The sequence below is a fragment of the Sanguibacter sp. Z41_6 genome (assembly GCF_059621145.1).
Window position 1 is genome coordinate 83,819 of record NZ_JCAQIF010000002.1, and the last position, 14,370, is coordinate 98,188.

Below are 14,370 nucleotides of genomic sequence, written 5' to 3' on the forward strand. Positions count from 1 at the left end.
GGGTGTGCGCGGTGAGGTCAGGCGGGGACCGCGCGGCGCCCCGTGTGGCGACCGACCGGCTCCGTCCGGACGGTGCCGGTGCGCGCGTCGACGCTCACGTCGATCCGGAGCTGGTAGGTCGCGCTGAGCGCTTCGGCAGTGAGGACCTCCACGGGCGTCCCGGCGGCCTGCACGACACCGTCCTGCAGCAGGACGACGTGGTCGGCGACGGCGGCGGCCTGGTTGAGGTCGTGCAGCACGACGCCGACGGCGACGCCGTGGTCGTCCGCGAGGTCGCGGACGAGGTCGAGGATCTCCACCTGGTAGCGCAGGTCGAGGTAGGTCGTCGGCTCGTCCAGGAGCAGCACGCCGGTGTCCTGCGCGAGGCAGGTCGCGAGCCAGACGCGCTGGAGCTCTCCGCCCGAGAGCTCGTCGACCCCGCGCTCGGCCATCGCGCTGACGCCCGTGACCTCCATGGCGTGCGCGACCGCCCGCGGTCCGTCAGGGTCCGTGCGACGGTACCGGGCCTCGTAGGGGTGGCGGCCGTATCCGACGATGTCGCGGACCGTGACGCCGTTCGGGGTGGGCCGGCTCTGGGACAGGAGGGTGACCTGCCGGGCGAAGTCCTTGGGTCGTAGTGCGAGGGCGTCGGGCACGTCGGGCAGGCTGACGGTGCCTGAGGTCGGCCGGTGCAGGCGGGCGAGCGAGCGGAGGAGCGTGGACTTGCCGGACCCGTTGGGGCCGATGAGCGCGGTGACGCGTCCCGCGCTCAGGTGCAGCGAGGCGCCGTGCACGACGGTGGCACGGTCGTATCCGAGCACGAGGTCCTGGCCCGTCAGTGACGGGGAGCCCAGGGCGCGGTCGGTGACTAAGGATTGCCTCACATAGGCAAGGTAACCCTCACTAGCGGCACCGGGTCAAGCATCTCGCGATGCGGGCGTCAGGAGTCGCGCACGATCTCCGCGAGGCGCAGCGCATCGAAGGGGGCGTGCACCTTCGCGTCGTTGTCGAAGTACACGTAGACGTCGCGCCCGACCCCGTCCGCGGTGGACGTTCCGTCGACCCAGCCCCGGATCCGCTCGGCCCACGTCCGGAGCTCTCCGTCGTCGTATCCGCTCACGTACAGCTCGGACGAGCCGTGCAGCCGCACGTAGACGAAGTCGGCGGTCACGTCGAGAACCAGGGGCCACTTCCCGGCCGTGTCGGCGACGACGACGGCGACGTCCTGTGCTCGGAGAAGGTCGAGAGCCTCCGGCGTGACGAACGACGGGTGTCGCACCTCGAGCGCATGACGCAGCGGGCGGTCCTCGTCGGTCGTCAGCCAGTCCCGCCCGTCCAGGCGCTCGTCGCGGCGCGTGGCCAGCTCCGCGGCTGCGGCCGTCGTGCGGGGGAGCGACGCGAGGAACCGCCCGACGACGTCGGCGTCGAAGACGTGCCGCTCGGGCAGCTGCCAGAGGATCGGGCCGAGCGTCGGACCCAGTGCGAGGACACCGGACGCGAAGAAGTTCGCGAGCGCCGCCTCGGTCTCGACGAGTCGCAGCATGTGGGTGATGTAGCGGCCACCCTTGACCGCGAACACGAAGTCGTCCGGCACCTGGGAGCGCCACCGCTGATAGCTCGCGGGCGTCTGGAGGGAGTAGAAGGAGCCGTTGATCTCCACGCTGGGCATACGCTCCGCCACGTACTCCAGCTCGCGCCGCTGCACCAGGCCCGGCGGGTAGAACGTCGTGCGCCACGGAGGGTACCGCCACCCGGAGATGCCCACCCGGGCGGTGGGTGCGTGCGTCAAGACTCGTGGATCTTCGTCGGGAAGGGCGTCCCGTCGCCGTGACCGGCCGCCGCGATGAGATCGAGGAGCGCGGTGGCGTAGGCATCCGAGGCGCTGCCGGCCGGGAACAGGACCGGCTCGCCGTGCAGCAGGATCTCCGCGACGAACCGCTCGTCGCCGTCGTGGCGCAACGACCGGAAGGAGGGTCCGAGCAGGACCCGCAGCTGCTCCTCCGTGGGGTGCCACAACGTCTGGTCGAGGTCCACGGAGTCGAGCGCCCACTCGGTGGTGCCGTTGAAGCCGAGCACCTTGCCCGTGTCGAACTCGTGCACCTCGACGGTCATGTCGCTCACGGTGAACACCGCGTCGGAGAGGTCCTGCGACTCGATCGTGAACCGGTCTCCGGCTGCTGGCTGCCACCGGAGACCGGCGAGGGCGAGAGCGCGTGCGAGGTCCGAGGAGATCATCGCCCCAGTCTCTCCGGACGCGGCGCCCCCCGCACCCCGGCACTCGCCCTGCGCCCGCCCGGGGCGGTGGGTAGGGTCGCCGGAGAACGGGGGTGCCGCGAACCCGTCGGCTACCGCCCGTCGTTGCACGGAGGGCCACCATGACCAGCGTCACCGTCGCCGAAGGCGTCCACCGCATCGAGCACGCGTACGTCAACTGCTACCTCGTCGAGGGCGACGACGGCGCGCTCACGCTCGTCGACGCCGGGCTCCCGGCCGTCTGGCCGGTGCTCGCGGACGCCCTGCGGACCATCGGGAAGCGCCCGCACGACATCTCTGCCCTCGTGCTCACGCACGCGCACTTCGACCACGTGGGCGTCGCCCGCAAGCTCGTCGAACGCCTCGAGGTGCCGGTGTGGGCCCACGAGGACGAGCAGTTCCTCGCCGCGCACCCCTACCGTTACGCGCACGAGAACCTCCGCGGGATCTACCCGGTGCGGTACCCGCGCAGCATCGGCATCCTGGCCGCCATGACGCGAGCCGGGGCACTCAAGGTCCGCGGTGTGCGCGGGACCCGTGCCATGACGCCCGGGTCCGTGCTCGACGTCCCGGGTCGGCCGGAGATCCTCTTCACCCCGGGCCACACCTTCGGGCACTGCGCGCTGCACCTGCCTGAGCGGGGGGTCCTCATCAGCGGCGACGCGCTCGTGACCCTCGATCCGTACACAGCACACACGGGGCCCCGGATCGTGGCGGGAGCGGCCACGGCGGACATCGACGAGGCTCTGAGGTCCTTGGACGTCCTCGCGGCCACCGGAGCCCGGACGGTGCTGCCGGGGCACGGGGAGCCATGGTTCGAGGGCGTGGAGTCCGCGGTGGAGCTCGCGCACGCGGCAGGCGGCGTCTGAGGGGCTCGCGCCCGGCACCGGGCGCGAGATCGCCGTCGGGCTGCCGTCGCTCGCGACGCGCCACAGGCCCCCGTACACGCGACGAAGGCCCCCACCGTGAGGTGGGGGCCTTCGTGTGAGTCGTCCGCGAGCGATCAGGCGCGGGCGTCCTGGATGTTCGCCTGCGAGTCCTGAGCCTGGTCGCGCACGTCCTGGGTGGCGTGCTTCGCCTCGGACTTGAGGTCGGCTGCCCCGCTGGCCGCGGTGTCCCGGACCTGCTGGGCGCCCTCGGTCGCCGTCGCCCTCACCTGGTCCACAGCCTGCATGGCGGGCTCGCGGAGGGTGTCGGCGAGCTCTGCGGCGCTGCTCTTGACGCCCTCGGTGGCAGTCTGGACCGCGTCGCTCTCCTTGACGGAGTGCACGGCGTCGCGCTCACGGCGGCTCGACGGGATGAGCGAGGCGGTGAGAAGTCCGACGCCGAAGGCGATGATGCCGGCGGCGAGCGGGTTGCCCTGCGCCTTGGCCCTCGCAGCGCTCGGCGCGCCCTTCACGGAGCCCATGGCGCCGCTCGCGGCGCCGGAGAGCCCGTCCTTCGTGCTGCTCGCCGTACCGCGGATGCTGTCGGACACACCGCTCGCGGTGCTGTGCAGGCTGTCGTTCGCGCCGCTGGCAGCGCCGAACACCTTCTCCTTGGCGCTCGAGACGGCGTCCTTGACCTTGTCGGCCTGCCGGTGAGCGACGGCACTGGGGCTCACCTTCTCGGTGAGTGCGTCGACGTCCTGGCTGAGGTTGGCGCGGGTCGCTTCGATGTCTGCGCGGATCTGGTCCGGGTCGTTCGTGGTCATGGCGTCTCCTGTCCCTTGAGAGCATCTGGAATCTGCTTGACGGTGGCGGCGGTCTGCGGGAGGCCCTTCGTGCGCGCCATCTCCTTCTTGCCCTTCGCGGCGAGCACCGCGGCGACGACTCCCCAGATGATCGCGACGATGAGGCCGGACCAACCGAGTGCGGGGTCCTCGCCGCCGTCTCCGATGAGCCGTGCGAGGCCCCACCAGAGCGTGAGCGAGAGGAAGAGGAGGACGAAGTGCCCGGCGACGGCAGCGCCGCCGAACATCCCGGCGCCCTTGCCGGCCTGCTTGGCCGACTCCGTGGCCTCGGCCTTGGCGAGGGCGATCTCCTGCCGGATGAGCTCGGAGAAGTCCTTCGTCACCTCACCGAAGAGCTGCCCCACCGAGGCGTTCGTCGGATCGGCCCCGGGGGCTCCCGGTGCGCCTGTGGGTACCGTCATCGAAGCCCACCGAGACCCTGGTCGTACGTCGTGTCGCCGGTGCGGCCGTAGCCGTCGGCGGCCGTCGTCGGGGTCGCGTAGGTGCCGAGCGGGTCGGTCGCCGCTCCGGTGTCAGCGCCGGGTGCCGTGTCGGCGAGGGTGCCGGGTGCGTAGCTGGCGGGCACGTATCCGGCCGGCGTGTGACCGGACAACGAGCTGGGCGCGTGCTGGGACCCGGCCGTGTCCGCGGCCTTCTCCTGTGCGGCGTCGTCCTTGAGACCCCGGGCGACGCGGCCGACGACGAGGCCGACGCCTGCCGCGATCGCGAGGAAGGTCCCCGGGTTGCGACGGGCGTAGCTGGAGACGTCGGTGAGGAGGTCGGACGGCTCACGGCTCTCGAGCCAGTCGCTCGCGTCGGCGAGGTAGGAGGACGCCTGACGCGCGAGGTCGCGGGCGAGGCCCTGTCCCTCCGTGCCGTCAGCCATCGACGTGAGGTCGTCGGAGAACGTGCGGACCGTCCCGGCGAGGCGCTGCACCTGCTGGCTGGCCCCGCTCGCGAGCTCCGTCCGCCCCTGGTCGAGAAGGTCCTTCGCAGCGACCTTCGCCTCGGCGACGGTGTCCTTCGCGGCGGTCTTGGCCTCGGCGGCCGTGTCCTTGACCATGGTCTTCTCGGACTCGACGACGCGGCTCGCGCCGTCGCGTGCGGTCGAGGCGACGTTCGCTGCCTCGTCCTTCGCCGTGTCCTTGAGACCGGAGTCCTGGGAGTCGGAGCCCGTCGTCGAGTAGGAGCTGGTCGACCCTGCGCTGTGCGCGGGGTACGTGGGGACGGGCTCGCCCGCGGACGACCCGAGGGGTTCGATCGGGTTCGTCGGACCGCTGTATGCGTCTGTCATGGTCGTTCCCTTCGTTCGGAGACTTCTTCCACGCCACTTCTTGACGTCTGCGTCCATGGTGTGCTGCATATGCCGCCTCCGCCTCCCGAAATCACATGTCGTGCGAAGGTCGTTCTGCTCGTCTAGAGTTCCCGGCTGCCTGTGTTCGCAGGCGCGCTCGCGGACTGGCGACGCGTTTCGACCGCACGGGCGACGTCGTCGTCGACGAGGTACGCGTTCATGGAGATCGCGGCACGGGAACCGGCAGCTGCCGCAGCGATCACCTGCGCAGCGGGGTCGCTCACGTTGCCCGCGGCCCACAGTCCCTGCACCGTCGTGGCCTGCTCGTCGTCGACAGCGAGCCACTGCGCGAAGTCGTTGCGTTCCGTGCGCGCCCCGAGCACGACTGCCAGCCGGTCGCGGGCGAGGAAGCGCGGGCCGATGAAGAGCGCCGTCCGCGGTTCCACCTCTCCGGACTCCATCCGCACGCCGACGAGACGGTCGCCCGAGGTGACGAGGGCATCGACGGTGCCGTCGACGACGCGCACGCCCCGCGCGGCGAACTGTTCCTCGTCGTCGGGGCTGAGGCTCGCCGTCGAGTGCGTGAAGAGGACGACGTCGTCGGACCACTGCCGGACGGTCAGAGCCTGGTGCAGCGACATCGGGTTGGACGCGATCACGCCGATCGGCTGGCCTCGCACCTCGAACCCGTGACAGTACGGACAGTGCGAGACGCCGGTGCCCCACTGCTCCCGGACCCCCTCGATGTCGGGGAGCTCGTCGACGAGGCCGGTCGCGATGAGCACCGTACGTGCGTGGAGCACCGATCCCGAGGAGAGCGTGGCGCGGAAGCCCGAGCAGTCCCGCTCGAGTGCCTCGACGGAGTCGTCGACGAACCGGCCGCCGTACCGTTCGACCTCGGTCCGACCGTCCCTCATGAGGTCGCCGGGCGAGACTCCCTCCCGAGCGAGGTATCCGTGCACGTGCCCTGCGGGGGAGTTGCGCGGAGATCCGCCGTCCACCACGACGACGTCCCGCAGCGCCCCGGCGAGCACGAGCGCGGCACTGAGCCCGGCCGCGCCACCGCCGACGACGAGTGCGTCGAGCGTCGTCGTCGGCCCACCTCGCCCGCCGGGACAGGGTCGGCTGCCACCGCCCTCGTGCTCGCACCCGTCGACGTGAGCCGCTCCGGTACCACGTGCGGCCCCGGTCTCCTGGGTCATGACAGACCACCTCCGCGCCCCACTGTCGGTTCTCCGGGCCGCTCTCGCCACCGGACGTCGGCGGTGCGGGCACCGCGTCGCGGGCAGGGGCCCGCGCAGGTCCCTCGGGAGGACCCGGTCGGCTCGGTGCACCTGGTGGTACCGTGACATGAGGACAGCCCTCAGAAGGAGGCCAGGACCGATGAGCGACTGCGGTTTTGGCGACTTCGAGTTCGAGCGCCGCTTCCTCGTGGACGACCTTCCCACCGCGGCCCTCGCCGAGCCTGATCCCGTCCTCATCGTCCAGAGCTATGTCCTGGCCGCCGAGGGCTATGCGATGCGGGTCCGCGTCCAGTCCGGCTCCGTCCTCCTCGACCTGGACGGCACCGAGGACGAGCTCGGTGTGCTCCGTGACTTTGCGGGAGAGTTCGAGTTCTGTGCCGTGACCGTCAAGGGCCCGATGGTCGGTGGCACGCGCTACGAGGCCGAGCGCGAGATCGACGTCGGGGTCGGGCTCGAGCTGATCCGGCTCGGCGGCAAGCGCATCATCAAGAACCGCTACGCGATGTGGCTGGGCGGCGACGGGTGGGTCATCGACGTGTTCGGCGGAGCGAACCGGCCGCTCATCATCGCGGAGTGCGAACGCGGCGGTCCGGTCACTGATCTGACGATCCCGCGCTTCTGCGTCACGGAGGTGACGGACGACCGGCGATTCTCGAACGAGACCCTGTCCCACGCACCGTACTCGGCGTGGGCGCCGGCCTATGCGCAGGAGCTCGCGACCCGGGGGCCGCGGTTCCTCCAGGAGTTCGGGCGCAACACGCTCGAGACCGACCTGCCCTGAACCGCGCGTTCCGTACGGCTCAGGGGAGCAGCGGGGGGTCCACGTCCGGCACGTGAGTGCTGAGGAACTGAGCGACTGCCGCAATCTCGGGTCCGCTGATCCCGTGGGCGAGCCCGGGGTAGACGACGTCCGTGAGGGTGGTGTGCTGGGCGAGCCAGCGCCGTGCCCGCTCGAACGCGTCGCTGCTGATGATCTGGTCCCGGTCGCCCCGGCCGAAGAACACGGGAGGCGCGAGGCGTGCCAGTTCGATGTCCGAGTCCAGTGCTGCCTCGGTGACGAAACCGGACAGCACCACGCCTGCGACGAAGCGGGCGGGTGCCTGACGCATGAGCTGGGTGACCATGAGGCCGCCCTGGGAGAAGCCGAGGAGGGCGATCTGCGTCGCCGGGGGGACGTGCTCGTCGATCCACGCGAGGACGGCGTCGGCGGCGGCGCTCGCAGCAGCGGGATCGGGGCGCCCGGGGTCGACGATGGGCACCCACGCGTAGCCCGACGGCAGGGGGAGCGGCGCGCGTACCGAGGCTGTGGCGAGATGCCGGGGGAGGTGCGGGACGAGTCCGGCGAGGTCGTGCTCGTCGGCTCCGTATCCGTGCATGAGCAGCAGGAGCGGCGAGTCCGGGCGGGGACCGGGGGACAGCACGGTCGCCCCGGTCGAGATGCTCAGCGTCATCCGGGAACCCTATCCGGTGGAGGGGTGGGTCGTCGGTGGTGTGCCAGGTCGGCGCGGGGGCTGGTCCCGAAGGTGGTCCGCCATCGACGTGAGGAACGTGACGACCGCGTCGCGGCAGTCCTCCGGGACCTCGTCGGCGATGGCGAGCATCGCGTCGTGCATGACCCGCAGGCGACCGCGGATGTCCTCGTGCGCGTGCGCCGTGGCACGGATCTCGAGTGTTCGGCGGTCGGTCGGGTGCGGGTGCCGTTCGAGGTGGCCGGAGGCGGTGAGGCGGTCGAGGAGCTTCGTCGTGGAGGCCGTGGAGAACCCGAGCGTCACGGACAGCCCGCGCGGTGTGGCGATGGCGCCCTTCGTCTGGGCGCTGACGACGTACTGGAGGGCGAGCAGGTCGCTCTCGTTCATTGCCATGTCGGCGCTCACTCGTCGGCGCATGGACTGGTCCTCGCGCCGGAAACGCCTCAGGGCGTGCAGGATGCGGATGGCCGATTCATTGTTCTCGTACCAGTATGTCCCTGTGCCGGTCGCGTCGTTCGTGCTCATCATGTGATGATAGTTGACTATTAACTAGCCTGGCTAGCAAAATCGTTCGCTCCCACCGTCCCACCACTGCATCGGAGGTCCTCGTGACGATCCAGGTCACCACCCACGAGGACCATGTGATCCTCCTCGACGAGACCGGACGCAGGACCGGGACGGCGCCCCGAGCAACCGTGCACGGCACCGACACGCCGCTCCACCTCGCCTTCTCCTGCTACGTGCTGCGCAGCGACGGAGCGGTCCTGCTCACCCGCCGGGCACTGCACAAGCGCACCTGGCCCGGGGTGTGGACGAACTCCTTCTGCGGGCACCCCCGCGAGGACGAGTCGATGCTCGACGCGATCACCCGCCATGCGACCCACGAGCTCGGCCTCGTGGTCCGGGACGTGTCCGTCGTGCTGCCCGACTTCCGGTACCGCGCTGTCGACGCCTCGGGCGTCGTCGAGAACGAGATGTGCCCCGTCTATGTCGCGACGACCGAGCTCGAGCCCGTCCCGAACCCGGACGAGGTCATGGACCTGCGCTGGGTCGACACCGAGGATCTCGGACGCTCGATCACCGCGACGCCCTGGGCGTTCAGCGAGTGGATGGTCGCGCAGCTCAACGAGATCGCGCTGGTCGACCTCTCGGTGCCCGCATGACGGCGCCGCCTGTGCCCGCGGGGACGCGAGCGCGGACCGGGCGCTCGGCCGCGAGCACGGAGCAGACCCGCACGGAGCCGCCGAGCACGGAGCCGACGAGCACGGGGCCGACGAGCACGGGGCCGACGAGCACGGACCCCGCCCGCGTGATGCCCGCGGAGCAGCTCCCCGGTCTCCGCTCCTCGCGCGAGGCCGTGGCGCAGGTGCTGGACGAGTACTTCGGCACGCGCATCGACCGGGCGGCGCAGCACGGCGACGAGTACCACCGGCTGTGGCTCGGTCTGCGTGAGTCGGCAGACGGAGGCAAACGGTTCCGTCCTGCGCTCGTGACAGGCATGTACGAGGTGCTCGGTGGCACCGACGTCCGCCTCGCCGCCACGATCGGCGCGGCCGTCGAGCTCCTGCACACGGCGTTCGTCATCCACGACGACGTCATCGACCACGACGACGTCCGTCGTGGTCGCCGCAACGTCCCGGGAAGCTTCTACGACCAGGCGCGCCTGGCTGGCGCCGACGACCGCAGAGCACGGAGCCTCGGGGCGGCGGCCGGCATCCTCGCCGGGGACCTCGCGCTCTCCGGAGCCGCACACATGATCGCGGTGAGCAGTGCCTGTCCCGAGGTGCGCGGCGAGCTGCTCGAGCTGTTCGACCACGCCATCTACCTCACGGCGGCGGGCGAGCTCTCCGACGTGGCGTTCAGCGTCGTTCCCGGCGGGGTCGGGCTCTCCGACATCCTGTCGATGGAGACCCACAAGACCGCCGCGTACTCGTTCCAGCTCCCGCTGCGAGCCGGGGCGGTCCTCGCCGGCGCTGATGCGTCGACCGTCGAGTGGCTCGACGGATTCGGTAGGCTCGTCGGTCTCGCGTTCCAGCTCTACGACGACGTCCAGGGCGTCTTCGGCAGTACGGGCCGGACGGGCAAGAGCGTTCTCACCGACCTGCGGGAGGGAAAGATGACACCCCTCATCGCGCATGCCCGGACCACGGATCAGTGGGACGGCATCTGGGCGGTGCTCGGAGACGACCGGGTCACCGAGGAGCAGCTCCACGCGGTCCGCGCGTCCTTGGAAGCGGCAGGCTCCCGTCGCTTCATCGAGGACCTCGCCGCTGACTGCCTCGCGTCGGCCCACGCCCGTCTGACCGAGGTCGACCTCCCTGACCGCTTCACCCGATGGATCGAGACGATGACGGCATCCTTGATCGTGCGACCCGCATGAGCCCTACCGCAGGCCTCCGCCGCGCGCGGCCGGACGAGGCCCAGCTGTACGACCTCGTCGCGCAGCGCAGTGCAGCGACCGTCATCGCCGGGTACTCGACGTCGTTCGGATGGGCGTGCCGGTTGCTGCACCCCTCGACGCGCACCGACGTCCGCAACGTCTACGCGCTCGTCCGCCTCGCCGACGAGATCGTCGACGGGCCGTACAGCGCCGTGGACACGACGCGGAGCGCTGCGCTGCTCGACGCGCTCGAGCGGGACACGCTCGACGTCCTCGTCGCCGCGCACTCGACGAACCTCGTCGTGCACGCCTTCGGTCTCACCGCGCGCCGGTACGGGATCGGTCCAGATCTCGTCGTCCCGTTCTTCGCATCCATGCGCGCCGACCTCGAGGTGCGCACCCACACACCGCAGTCGCTCGCCGCGTACATCTACGGCTCCGCCGAGGTCGTCGGACTCATGTGCCTGCGCGTGTTCCTCGGTGCGGCGGGTCGCGCCGACTACGACGAGCTGGCGCCGGGAGCCTGCCGCCTCGGAGCGGCGTTCCAGAAGATCAACTTCCTGCGCGACCTCGCGACCGACCGCGAGGTCCTGGGCCGGGTGTACTTCCCCGACCTCGATCTCGACGCGTTCTCCGACGAGCAGCGCGACGTGCTCGTGGCGGACATCGACGCCGACCTCGCGGTCGCGGCCGAGGCGATCCGAGCCCTGCCCGCGAACAGCCGGACGGCCGTCGCCGCCGCCCACGGGCTCTTCGAGGAGCTCAGTGCCCGCCTCGCGGCCGCTCCGGCGAGCGACCTGTTGCGCGAACGCGTGCGCGTCCCCGGGCACGTCAAGGCCCAGATCCTCGGTCGCGCGATCGCGAACGGTCGCCGCTCGTGAGCACGGCGATCGTCGTCGGGGGAGGGATCGCAGGTCTGGCCACGGCGGCCCTCCTGGCACGTGACGGCTACGACGTGGAGCTCCTCGAGCAGCGCGACGAGCTCGGCGGGCGGGCCGGCTCGTGGGAGTCGGGAGGGTTCAGGTTCGACACCGGACCCTCGTGGTACCTCATGCCGGAGGTGTTCGACCACTTCTTCCGGCTCCTGGGTACCACCGCCGCGCGCGAGCTGGACCTCGTGCGGCTCGACCCCGGCTACCGGGTCTTCTTCGAGGGGCACGCTGACCCCGTCGACGTCACCGCCGACGTCGAGACGACGAAGGCGACGTTCGAGGCGATCGAGCCCGGCGCGGCCGCGAGCCTCGACCGCTACCTCGCCTCCGCACGCGACACGTACGAGATGGCGCAGCAACGGTTCCTCTACTCGAGCTTCCAGTCGAAGCTCTCGCTCGTGCGGGCCGACGTGCTGCGCCGCGGTGGTCGGCTCGTCCAGCTGCTCGCCCGACCGCTCGACCGCTTCGTCGCGGGCTACTTCCGGGACGACCGGATCCGCAAGATCCTCGGCTACCCCGCCGTGTTCCTCGGGTCCTCCCCGGACCGGGCTCCGAGCATGTACCACCTCATGAGCCACCTCGACCTCGTCGACGGGGTCCTGTACCCGCGGGGCGGTTTCAGCACCGTGATCGAGGCTGTCGAGCGTCTCGCCCGGGCGGAGGGCGTGCGTATCCGCACGGGCGCGACGGTCACTGCCATCCGCACGCGCGACGTCGGGGGTGCGCGTCGCGCCCGGCGTCCACGGGCCGCCGTCACCGGTGTGACGTACGAGTGCGACGAGGGCACGCGCGAGCTCGACGCGGACGTCGTCGTCAGCGCCGCGGACCTGCACCACACGGAGACGACCCTGCTTCCGCCAGCCCTGCAGACCTACCCGCAGGAGTGGTGGGACTCCCGGCAGTCGGGGCCGGGAGCCGTCCTCGTCTACCTCGGGGTGACCGGCGAGCTCCCGCAGCTGGCGCACCACTCGCTGTTCTTCACCGACGACTGGCAACGCAACTTCGACGACATCTTCGGTCCGGACGCGCACATCCCGCAGCCAGCCTCGGCGTACGTGTGCAAGCCGTCCGCGACGGATCCCACCGTCGCGCCCCCGGGGACGGAGAACGTCTTCATCCTCGTCCCCGTGCCGCCGGACCCGTCGACTGGTTCGGGAGGCATCGACGGAGCGGGCTCCCCGGCGATCGAGAAGGCGGCGGACGCGGCCATCGAGCAGGTCGCCCGGTGGGCCGGGATCCCCGACCTCACCGACCGCATCGTCGTCCGCCGCACCGTCGGCCCCGCCGACTTCGCAGAGTCCTACAACTCCTGGTCAGGAGGAGCCCTCGGCCCCGCGCACACCTGGCGGCAGAGCGCCTTCCTCCGCGGGTCCAACAGCTCCGCACGGGTCGACGGCCTCCTCTACGCCGGCGGGACGACGATCCCCGGCATCGGGTTGCCGATGTGCCTCATCAGCGCGGAGATCGCGCTCAAGCGGCTACGCTCCGACCGGTCGACGACACCACTGGAGGAACCGCTGTGACCGGTTGGGAGTACCTGGGTGCCCTCCTCGTCTCGTTCGCGTGCATGCTCGTCGTCGACCGTCGGTGGCGGGTCTTCCTCTGGGCCGACGCACGCCGCGCAGGGCTGGTCATGGCCGTCGGCATCGTCTTCTTCCTCCTGTGGGACGCAGCCGGCATCTCCTTCGGGATCTTCGAGAGGGGCCAGAGCGCCGCGATGACAGGGATCGAGCTCGCCCCCGACTTCCCGCTCGAGGAGCTCGTGTTCATCACCTTCCTGTGCCACCTGACGATGGTCCTGCACGGCCTCGCCACCCGGTACCTCGTGCCCGCCCTCGTCCGCGCGCGAGCCGACGGAGGGCAGGCGTGACGTACCTCCAGCTCAACGCGGTGTTCGTCCTCGTTGCGGCGGCCGTCGCTCTCGTCGCGCTGCGGCGTGCAGCGGGTCGGACGCCGGTCGACCGCCGTGTCCCGGCACCGGGCGCGCGGCGCTGGTGGGCGGCGACGGCCGTCGTCGGCCTCGTCCTCGTGGTGCTCACGGTCGTGTTCGACAGCATCATGATCTGGGCGGACCTCTTCCGGTTCGACGACCAGCACATGAGCGGGGTCACCGTCTGGCTCGCTCCGCTCGAGGACCTCGCCTGGCCGGTCGCCGCAGCGATCCTGCTGCCCGCGGTCTGGGCCGGCGTAGGCCACAAGGACGGTCGATGAAGCAGGTCATCGCGTCCTCACGGCCCATCAGCTGGATCAACACCGCGTACCCGTTCGCCGCCGCGTACATCATGGCCGGCGGCGGCATCACGTGGCCTCTCGTCCTGGGCACCCTCTACTTCCTCGTGCCGTACAACATCCTCATGTACGGGATCAACGACGTCTTCGACTACGAGTCCGACCTGCGCAACCCGCGCAAGGGCGGGGTCGAGGGGATCGTGCTCGACCGCGGTGTGCACCGGCTCACGTTGTGGACCGCCGTGCTGAGCAACGTCCCCTTCCTCGTGTACCTCGTCGCTGTGGGGAACTCCTCGTCGACCGTGGCACTCACCGTGTCCGTCGCCGCCGTCGTCGCGTACTCCGCGCCCGTGCTGCGGTTCAAGGAGAGGCCGCTGCTCGACTCGCTCACCTCAAGCACCCACTTCGTCAGCCCCGCCGTGGTCGGGCTGCTGCTCGCCGCCCCCGGGACCGTCTCCGTCCCCGTGTACGCCGCGCTCGGGGCCTTCTTCCTCTGGGGTGTGGGCTCCCACGCGTTCGGCGCCGTCCAGGACATCGAGGCCGACCGTGCCGCCGGGATCGGGTCCGTCGCCACGGCCTTCGGTGCCGCGCGGACGGTGCGGTTCGCCATGGCCTGCTACGCCGGAGCTGCCCTCGCGCTCCTCGCCACCGGGTGGCCCGGGGTGCTCGCGGCCGTGATCCCGCTCGGGTACCTCGTCAACGTCGCACCCTTCCGCTCGCTGCGTGACGAGGACTGCGAGACGGCCAACGCGGGCTGGCGGCGGTTCCTGTGGCACAACCTCGTCGCAGGCTTCCTCGTCACACAGCTCCTCATCTGGATCGCGCTCACCTGACGCCCTGCGTGTGGTGGGATGGTCGCCGACACGACGAGGAGAACGA

At 71.0% G+C, this 14,370-nt stretch carries 18 protein-coding genes; 9 read left to right on the forward strand and 9 right to left on the reverse strand.

Annotated features, from left to right (window positions below):
• Positions 1-17: 17 nt before the first annotated feature.
• Genes AC54T1_RS05375 through AC54T1_RS05385 form a run of 3 tightly spaced genes read right to left on the reverse strand, consistent with a single transcriptional unit; the run spans position 18 to position 2,214 of the window.
• On the reverse strand, positions 18-863 hold the full coding sequence (locus tag AC54T1_RS05375) for an ABC transporter ATP-binding protein (protein WP_496911306.1): 846 nt from the start codon (positions 861-863) through the stop codon (positions 18-20).
• 56 nt (positions 864-919) lie between these two features.
• A complete protein-coding gene (locus AC54T1_RS05380) occupies positions 920-1,768 on the reverse strand; it encodes a DUF72 domain-containing protein (RefSeq protein WP_484344822.1) in 849 nt (282 codons plus the stop codon).
• A complete protein-coding gene (locus tag AC54T1_RS05385) occupies positions 1,765-2,214 on the reverse strand; it encodes a pilus assembly protein CpaE (RefSeq protein WP_484344821.1) in 450 nt (149 codons plus the stop codon). The genes AC54T1_RS05380 and AC54T1_RS05385 overlap by 4 nt, the downstream gene beginning before the upstream one ends.
• Before the next feature lie 140 nt (positions 2,215-2,354).
• Here AC54T1_RS05385 and AC54T1_RS05390 point away from each other — a divergent pair, with 140 nt between their 5' ends.
• Positions 2,355-3,101 carry an MBL fold metallo-hydrolase gene (locus tag AC54T1_RS05390; RefSeq protein ID WP_496911307.1) on the forward strand — a complete coding sequence of 249 codons (747 nt, stop codon included), beginning with the start codon at positions 2,355-2,357 and terminating at the stop codon, positions 3,099-3,101.
• A gap of 134 nt (positions 3,102-3,235) precedes the next feature.
• Here AC54T1_RS05390 and AC54T1_RS05395 read toward each other — a convergent pair whose 3' ends face one another.
• The 4 genes from AC54T1_RS05395 to AC54T1_RS05410 form a co-directional block, all read right to left on the reverse strand.
• The gene (locus AC54T1_RS05395; RefSeq protein WP_484344819.1) at positions 3,236-3,925 is read right to left on the reverse strand and encodes a DUF3618 domain-containing protein; all 690 of its coding nucleotides are present in this window, start codon (positions 3,923-3,925) and stop codon (positions 3,236-3,238) included.
• On the reverse strand, positions 3,922-4,365 hold the full coding sequence (locus tag AC54T1_RS05400) for a phage holin family protein (RefSeq protein WP_484344818.1): 444 nt from the start codon (positions 4,363-4,365) through the stop codon (positions 3,922-3,924). Before AC54T1_RS05400 ends, AC54T1_RS05395 begins: the two co-directional genes overlap by 4 nt.
• Positions 4,362-5,237, reverse strand: coding sequence for a hypothetical protein (locus AC54T1_RS05405; RefSeq protein ID WP_484344817.1), 876 nt, complete (start codon positions 5,235-5,237; stop codon positions 4,362-4,364). Before AC54T1_RS05405 ends, AC54T1_RS05400 begins: the two co-directional genes overlap by 4 nt.
• Before the next feature lie 122 nt (positions 5,238-5,359).
• Positions 5,360-6,439 carry an NAD(P)/FAD-dependent oxidoreductase gene (locus AC54T1_RS05410; RefSeq protein ID WP_496911308.1) on the reverse strand — a complete coding sequence of 360 codons (1,080 nt, stop codon included), beginning with the start codon at positions 6,437-6,439 and terminating at the stop codon, positions 5,360-5,362.
• Positions 6,440-6,620: 181 nt separating this feature from the next.
• Here AC54T1_RS05410 and AC54T1_RS05415 point away from each other — a divergent pair, with 181 nt between their 5' ends.
• The gene (locus AC54T1_RS05415) at positions 6,621-7,262 is read left to right on the forward strand and encodes a CYTH domain-containing protein (RefSeq protein ID WP_496911309.1); all 642 of its coding nucleotides are present in this window, start codon (positions 6,621-6,623) and stop codon (positions 7,260-7,262) included.
• Between the two features lie 19 nt (positions 7,263-7,281).
• On the opposite strand, the gene AC54T1_RS05420 is transcribed toward AC54T1_RS05415, so the two are convergent.
• Both AC54T1_RS05420 and AC54T1_RS05425 read right to left on the reverse strand, forming a co-directional pair.
• The gene (locus AC54T1_RS05420; RefSeq protein WP_496911310.1) at positions 7,282-7,932 is read right to left on the reverse strand and encodes an alpha/beta hydrolase; all 651 of its coding nucleotides are present in this window, start codon (positions 7,930-7,932) and stop codon (positions 7,282-7,284) included.
• Between the two features lie 9 nt (positions 7,933-7,941).
• Positions 7,942-8,475: a MarR family winged helix-turn-helix transcriptional regulator gene (locus AC54T1_RS05425; protein ID WP_496911311.1), complete on the reverse strand. Its 534-nt coding sequence runs from the start codon at positions 8,473-8,475 to the stop codon at positions 7,942-7,944.
• An 89-nt stretch (positions 8,476-8,564) separates the two neighbouring features.
• Here AC54T1_RS05425 and idi point away from each other — a divergent pair, with 89 nt between their 5' ends.
• Genes idi through AC54T1_RS05460 form a run of 7 tightly spaced genes read left to right on the forward strand, consistent with a single transcriptional unit; the run spans position 8,565 to position 14,324 of the window.
• Complete coding sequence (gene idi, locus AC54T1_RS05430; protein WP_484344917.1) at positions 8,565-9,113, forward strand: isopentenyl-diphosphate Delta-isomerase; 549 nt, start codon at positions 8,565-8,567, stop codon at positions 9,111-9,113.
• On the forward strand, positions 9,110-10,330 hold the full coding sequence (locus AC54T1_RS05435) for a polyprenyl synthetase family protein (protein WP_496911312.1): 1,221 nt from the start codon (positions 9,110-9,112) through the stop codon (positions 10,328-10,330). The genes idi and AC54T1_RS05435 overlap by 4 nt, the downstream gene beginning before the upstream one ends.
• Entirely contained in the window at positions 10,327-11,211 is an 885-nt protein-coding gene (locus tag AC54T1_RS05440) for a phytoene/squalene synthase family protein (protein ID WP_484344811.1), read from the forward strand. Before AC54T1_RS05435 ends, AC54T1_RS05440 begins: the two co-directional genes overlap by 4 nt.
• Complete coding sequence (crtI, locus tag AC54T1_RS05445; RefSeq protein WP_496911313.1) at positions 11,208-12,785, forward strand: phytoene desaturase family protein; 1,578 nt, start codon at positions 11,208-11,210, stop codon at positions 12,783-12,785. Before AC54T1_RS05440 ends, crtI begins: the two co-directional genes overlap by 4 nt.
• The gene (locus AC54T1_RS05450) at positions 12,782-13,132 is read left to right on the forward strand and encodes a lycopene cyclase domain-containing protein (protein WP_484344809.1); all 351 of its coding nucleotides are present in this window, start codon (positions 12,782-12,784) and stop codon (positions 13,130-13,132) included. Before crtI ends, AC54T1_RS05450 begins: the two co-directional genes overlap by 4 nt.
• Complete coding sequence (locus AC54T1_RS05455; RefSeq protein WP_496911314.1) at positions 13,129-13,473, forward strand: lycopene cyclase; 345 nt, start codon at positions 13,129-13,131, stop codon at positions 13,471-13,473. Before AC54T1_RS05450 ends, AC54T1_RS05455 begins: the two co-directional genes overlap by 4 nt.
• A complete protein-coding gene (locus tag AC54T1_RS05460; RefSeq protein ID WP_496911315.1) occupies positions 13,470-14,324 on the forward strand; it encodes a prenyltransferase in 855 nt (284 codons plus the stop codon). The genes AC54T1_RS05455 and AC54T1_RS05460 overlap by 4 nt, the downstream gene beginning before the upstream one ends.
• The last annotated feature ends 46 nt before the right edge of the window (positions 14,325-14,370 follow it).

Excerpts from the sequence above, each read along its gene's own strand:
- AC54T1_RS05400 (WP_484344818.1), bottom strand. The coding sequence starts at position 4,365 with ATGACGGTACCCACAGGCGCACCGGGAGCCCCCGGGGCCGATCCGACG.
- AC54T1_RS05420 (WP_496911310.1), bottom strand. The coding sequence starts at position 7,932 with ATGACGCTGAGCATCTCGACCGGGGCGACCGTGCTGTCCCCCGGTCCC.
- AC54T1_RS05390 (WP_496911307.1), top strand. The coding sequence starts at position 2,355 with ATGACCAGCGTCACCGTCGCCGAAGGCGTCCACCGCATCGAGCACGCG.
- AC54T1_RS05385 (WP_484344821.1), bottom strand. The coding sequence starts at position 2,214 with ATGATCTCCTCGGACCTCGCACGCGCTCTCGCCCTCGCCGGTCTCCGG.
- AC54T1_RS05405 (WP_484344817.1), bottom strand. The coding sequence starts at position 5,237 with ATGACAGACGCATACAGCGGTCCGACGAACCCGATCGAACCCCTCGGG.
- AC54T1_RS05410 (WP_496911308.1), bottom strand. The coding sequence starts at position 6,439 with ATGACCCAGGAGACCGGGGCCGCACGTGGTACCGGAGCGGCTCACGTC.
- AC54T1_RS05395 (WP_484344819.1), bottom strand. The coding sequence starts at position 3,925 with ATGACCACGAACGACCCGGACCAGATCCGCGCAGACATCGAAGCGACC.
- AC54T1_RS05440 (WP_484344811.1), top strand. The coding sequence starts at position 10,327 with ATGAGCCCTACCGCAGGCCTCCGCCGCGCGCGGCCGGACGAGGCCCAG.
- AC54T1_RS05460 (WP_496911315.1), top strand. The coding sequence starts at position 13,470 with ATGAAGCAGGTCATCGCGTCCTCACGGCCCATCAGCTGGATCAACACC.
- AC54T1_RS05435 (WP_496911312.1), top strand. The coding sequence starts at position 9,110 with ATGACGGCGCCGCCTGTGCCCGCGGGGACGCGAGCGCGGACCGGGCGC.
- AC54T1_RS05425 (WP_496911311.1), bottom strand. The coding sequence starts at position 8,475 with ATGAGCACGAACGACGCGACCGGCACAGGGACATACTGGTACGAGAAC.
- AC54T1_RS05415 (WP_496911309.1), top strand. The coding sequence starts at position 6,621 with ATGAGCGACTGCGGTTTTGGCGACTTCGAGTTCGAGCGCCGCTTCCTC.